The organism is Nosocomiicoccus massiliensis (assembly GCF_000438455.1).
GTDB classification, from domain to species: domain Bacteria; phylum Bacillota; class Bacilli; order Staphylococcales; family Salinicoccaceae; genus Nosocomiicoccus; species Nosocomiicoccus massiliensis.
This window is the reverse complement of the sequence record NZ_CAVG010000012.1, coordinates 1-5292: the sequence shown is the minus strand read 5'-3', so window position 1 is coordinate 5292 and position 5292 is coordinate 1. Positions and strand designations below refer to the sequence as shown.

The 5292-nt window shown below is 34.1% G+C and carries 5 protein-coding genes; all 5 read left to right on the top strand.

All coding sequences use genetic code 11. The features are described from left to right. The first annotated feature begins 123 nt into the window (after window positions 1-123). The 5 genes from TJ68_RS00385 (at window position 124) to aroA (ending at window position 5151) form a co-directional block, all read left to right on the top strand. Entirely contained in the window at window positions 124-1080 is a 957-nt protein-coding gene (locus tag TJ68_RS00385; protein WP_040928141.1) for a polyprenyl synthetase family protein, read from the top strand. A gap of 63 nt (window positions 1081-1143) precedes the next feature. Further along, window positions 1144-1590, top strand: a complete 447-nt coding sequence (ndk, locus tag TJ68_RS00380; protein ID WP_040928140.1) for a nucleoside-diphosphate kinase — start codon at window positions 1144-1146, stop codon at window positions 1588-1590. Window positions 1591-1651: 61 nt separating this feature from the next. Continuing rightward, a complete protein-coding gene (gene aroC, locus TJ68_RS00375) occupies window positions 1652-2818 on the top strand; it encodes a chorismate synthase (RefSeq protein ID WP_040928139.1) in 1167 nt (388 codons plus the stop codon). After that, on the top strand, window positions 2818-3744 hold the full coding sequence (locus TJ68_RS00370) for a 3-dehydroquinate synthase (protein WP_052327220.1): 927 nt from the start codon (window positions 2818-2820) through the stop codon (window positions 3742-3744). The genes aroC and TJ68_RS00370 overlap by 1 nt, the downstream gene beginning before the upstream one ends. Window positions 3745-3855: 111 nt before the next feature. After that, window positions 3856-5151 carry a 3-phosphoshikimate 1-carboxyvinyltransferase gene (gene aroA / locus TJ68_RS00365; RefSeq protein ID WP_052327219.1) on the top strand — a complete coding sequence of 432 codons (1296 nt, stop codon included), beginning with the start codon at window positions 3856-3858 and terminating at the stop codon, window positions 5149-5151. Window positions 5152-5292 lie beyond the last annotated feature (141 nt).

Sequence of the window (5292 nt, the reverse complement as noted above, 5' to 3'; positions counted from 1 at the left end):
GAGATTTTCTATCAAAAGAAGAGTTAAAAGATTTAATGGATTCAACTGGGTTTACAAATATAAAAATAGTCCCTCATAACATGGGTATGGCTGCAACCCATTTAGCATATAAACCGATTGATTATGACAAAACCGTTTAAATCTTTTATAAAGCCTGATTTAAGGAAAATAGAGGCGTATATTAAAGAGAATCTAGACCCAGGAACTTCTATCGTAAACGATGAAAGTTTTAATTTATACGTCACAGGCGGTAAAAAGCTTAGACCATCACTTGCACTTCTTGTTGGTAAATTAGGGGACAAAGATAAATATAATGATTTAATTAAAACTGCAGCGAGTTTAGAACTAATTCATATGGCAAGCTTAGTTCACGATGATATTATCGATGACTCAGAGACGAGAAGAAAACGTAAGACTACGTATTATAAACAAGGTTATTTCCAAGCAGTAAATACAGGTAACTTTTTAATATCCAGTGCGATAGAAGCAGTGTCTCACATAGAACATCAAAAGTTTCACGACACATATGCTCTAGCGATGCGTCAAATTGTAGAGGGAGAGCTATTCCAATTCGACACTCAGTTTGACGATATGCAGACAATTGATGATTATTTAGATAAAATTTATAAAAAGACAGCGTTACTCATCGTATTAAGTATTAAACTTGGAGCATTTGCTACCAATGTTGATCGAAATGTACTTAAATCTTTGATTGAATACGGATATAACGTTGGAATGAGTTTTCAAATTATAGATGACTGTTTAGATTTTACTGCAAGTGAAAAAATACTTGGTAAGCCTAAGTTTTCAGATTTAAAAAATGGTCATTATACGTTACCTGTACTACTACTTAGAAATAGTGATAGTACATTTAGATCGATGTTAAAAAAGTATAGTAAGCATAGAGAAAACAGTGAAGAATTATCCAAATATTTACTAGAATCTAATGCGATTCAAGAGTCAAAAGCAATAAGTAATAAATATTTAGATGACGCATTACAAAATGTGACGGATATTGAGTCACCAATTAAAGAATATTTAGTTGAAGTAGTAGAAAAACTGAGAGATAGATTAAATTAAAGTGACATTTATTACTTATAAATGATATGATATACAGAGACTAGTTAAAGGAGATTATGTCAAATGGAAAGAACATTTTTAATGATTAAACCAGACGGCGTTCAAAGAAACCTTATTGGACCAATCGTTGAGCGTTTAGAAAACAAAGGGTTTAAAATTGTAGGTGCAAAATTAATGCAAGTATCAGATGAGCTTGCTAAAACTCACTACGGTGAACACAGTGAAAAGCCATTCTTCGGTGAGTTAGTAGACTTCATTACGTCAGGACCAGTATTCGCAATGGTTTTAGAAGGTGAAAACATCATCAGTACTGCTCGCTTAGTTGTTGGCGCTACAAACCCTCAAGAAGCAACTCCAGGAACAATCCGCGGAGACTTTGGTTTAACAGTTGGTAAAAATATTATTCACGGTTCAGACTCACCTGAAAGTGCTGAGCGTGAAATTAATCTTTTCTTTGATGAATCAGAGCTTATCGATTATAGCTTAATCAATAAAGATTGGATCTATTAATGATAACAAGGCTGAGTATAACTACTCAGCTTTTTATTTTATATAATAAGAGGTGGATTCAATGAGGTTTTTAACAGCAGGTGAATCTCATGGTAAAAAAGTGACGGCGATTGTTGAAGGATTTCCTTCAAATGTACCGATCGATAAAGAACGTATGACTAAAGAGTTATTCATGCGTCAAGGTGGATATGGTCGAGGTCGTCGTATGCAAATAGAGAAAGACACATTTGAATTTGGTAGCGGGGTAAGACATGGCTATACGTTAGGTAGTCCCGTTCAAATGGAAGTGAATAACGATGATTTCAAACAATGGGTAAACGTGATGCAGTCTGAACCGATCACAGATGAACAGATTGAAAAAATGAGAAGAGTGATTAAAGAACCAAGACCTGGTCATGCGGATTTAGTCGGTGGAATGAAATATAATCACAGAGACTTAAGAAACGTACTCGAACGTTCATCAGCAAGAGAAACGACAGCACGTGTACTCGTTGGAGCACTCTGTAAAGAGTTATTGCACGCTTTAAATATTGAAATGACAAGTCGTGTCGTTCAAATAGGTACAGTAATAGATGATGGCACATATACGTTTGATGAAATTAAAAATAATAAAGAATCATCTTCTGTTCGAATGGTTTCTAATGACAAAACTAAAGAAGCTGAGTTGTTAATCGATCAAACAAAAGCAGCCGGAGATACGCTAGGTGGAGTTATAGAAGTTATTGTCAAAAATCCGATTATTGGTCTTGGATCACATGTACATTACGATACAAAACTCGATGGCAAAATCGCACAGTCTATCGTTAGTATTAACGCATTTAAGGGTGTAGAATTTGGAATGGGCTTTACGATGGCTGACTATCCAGGTAGTCAAGTCCATGATGAAATTTTATATAATCCTAACGATGGTTTTACGAGACGTACAAATAATTTAGGTGGGTTTGAAGGTGGAATGACAACAGGTATGCCAATTGTCGTCCGAGGAGTAATGAAGCCTATACCAACACTTTATAAACCATTAATGAGCGTTAATATCGATACGAAAGAACCATTTAAGGCGACGATTGAACGTAGTGATCCAACTGCTGTTCCAGCAGCGAGTATTGTTGCAGAACATATGGTTGCAATCGAGATTACAAAAGCGATATTGGATAAGTTTGGTAGCGATGATTTCTCAGATATTAAAGAGAACATAGAAAATTATAAAAGACGTTTAGAGGAATACTAATGGACATTAAAACGACTTATACTGCTGACAATTATACGATACATGTTGGTCATAATATTTATGACACACTTATTCATGATTACACAAAAAACTATCAAGACGTCTATTTTATTATCGATGAATATGTATATGAATTATATGAAACTAAATTTTCACATCTAAATCATGTAATAAAAGCACCGAGAGGTGAAACTTTTAAGCATATTAATCCCGTGATGAATACAATCGATTCATTATTAGATTTAAATGTAAAAAGAAACAGTTTAATCGTCGTTATCGGTGGTGGCGCGACAGGGGATGCGGGTGCGTTTTTATCAAGTATCATACTTCGTGGTGTCGATTATATACACGTTCCAACTACACTTCTTAGTCACGACTCATCTGTCGGTGGTAAAACCGCAATTAACCGACCACATGGAAAAAATTTAGTCGGTACATTTTATCGTCCAAAAGCAGTTATTTATGATTTAAACTTTTTAAAGACGTTAGATGACGAAGAAATACTTAGTGGATTCGGAGAAGTCATTAAGCATGCGATGTTAAATGATGAAATTACCGTAGAAAATTTAATACATCAAAATAGACGTTGTATAGACGAAGAACAACTAGAGCCATTTATTATTACTGGTATTAAAACGAAACTTAGATATGTCACTGAAGATGAAACAGAATCTAACGTTCGTAAAGCGTTAAATTTAGGACATACATTAGGTCATGCATTAGAATATGAATATCAATTAAAGCACGGACATGCGGTAGTGCTTGGTTTATTATTTATGATTTATGTTTCAAATGAGCGACTAAATAAATCGTTCAATTTACAAAAATACGTCGAATATATTAAATCAATCGGTTATGACGTATCTCATTTAAACGAGCTAAATATTCCGAGCTTAATGAACGAATGTCACACGATAAAAAGATAATGATACTGATAAAATTCAATTCGTTTTACTTGAAGCATTCGGTACACCAAAGTTTGAAAATATAGGTATCGATGAATTAACACATTATTTAAAAGAATTTCAGGAGATTATATGATCGAGAAATATAAAAAAACATTTCGAGGCATGATAGAAGTACCTGGAGATAAGTCAATTACACACCGTGCAGTTATGTTAGGGAGTTTAAGTAAAGGTACGACGACAATATATCGTCCGTTAATCAGTGATGATATTTTAATGACAATCGATTGTATGAAACAGCTTGGTGTATCAATTGAATTAATGGATGAGAAAATCGTTATAAATAGTAATGGTGTGGCGTCACTTAGAGAACCTACCAACATACTATATACAGGAAACAGTGGTACAACAACAAGACTTTTAACAGGGATTGTTGCAGGTTTAAACTTCAATGCAACTATTAATGGTGACGAAACGATACAAAAACGTCCAATGCAGCGTATAAAGACACCTCTCGAGTTAATGGGTGCTTCTATAGAGCTTACCCGTGAAAATTTTCCTCCAATAAATATTAAAAGAAAACCTCTAAACGGTATTACTTATCATATGCCAGTTGCAAGTGCTCAAGTAAAGAGCGCAATTATATTTGCAGCGTTAGGCGCAAAAGGGCCAACGAGGATCATTGAAAAAGATATTTCTAGAGATCATACTGAACGTATGTTAGTAGATTTTGGAGCGAATATTCATACTGATGGTAATTCGATTATCGTATATCCTGGCTATAGTCTATTAGGAAAAGAGGTTAAAGTTCCTGGTGATATTTCTAGTGCTGCTTTTTTAATGGTTCTTGCTGCAATTATTCCAGGAAGTGATATAACTATAAAAAACGTATCTCTAAATAAAACGAGAGATGGTATCATTACTGTTTTTAAAATGATTGGTGCTGATATTGAAGTTTTTGAGAGAAATAATGTCGGTGAACCGTATGGAAATATCCGCGTAAAATATAAGGAAAATCTAAAACCATTTATTATAGACGGGGCACTTATTCCAAAGCTAATCGATGAAATTCCAATTCTTACAGTACTCGGACTCTTTACGAATGGTAAAAGTATTATACGGGATGCCCACGAATTACGTGTTAAAGAAACAGATCGCATATTAGCGGTCACACGTGAACTAGAAAAATTCGGTGCGGATTTTAATATTTATGATGATGGATTTGAAATACTAGAGAACCAAAACTTACAAAAAGCAAATGAAGAACTAAAAAGTTATAGCGATCACCGAATCATTATGATGCTAATCATTATGACAATAAAAATGAATCAACGTCTTAATATCGATGATACGACTCATTTAAACGTGTCTTATCCGGATATATTAGACGATATTGAATCTCTAGAAAAAGAGGTGGACTATGAATAATACAATTACAAAAGCAATCGATGAGTTAAAAACAGGAACGTATAATCAAGCGACGATTGAAGCGGTTATTAATCATCTAAATGACTATACAGAAGAAGATGAAGAACTTCTTTTTGTCTTAGGCGATTTACTAGATTCAAT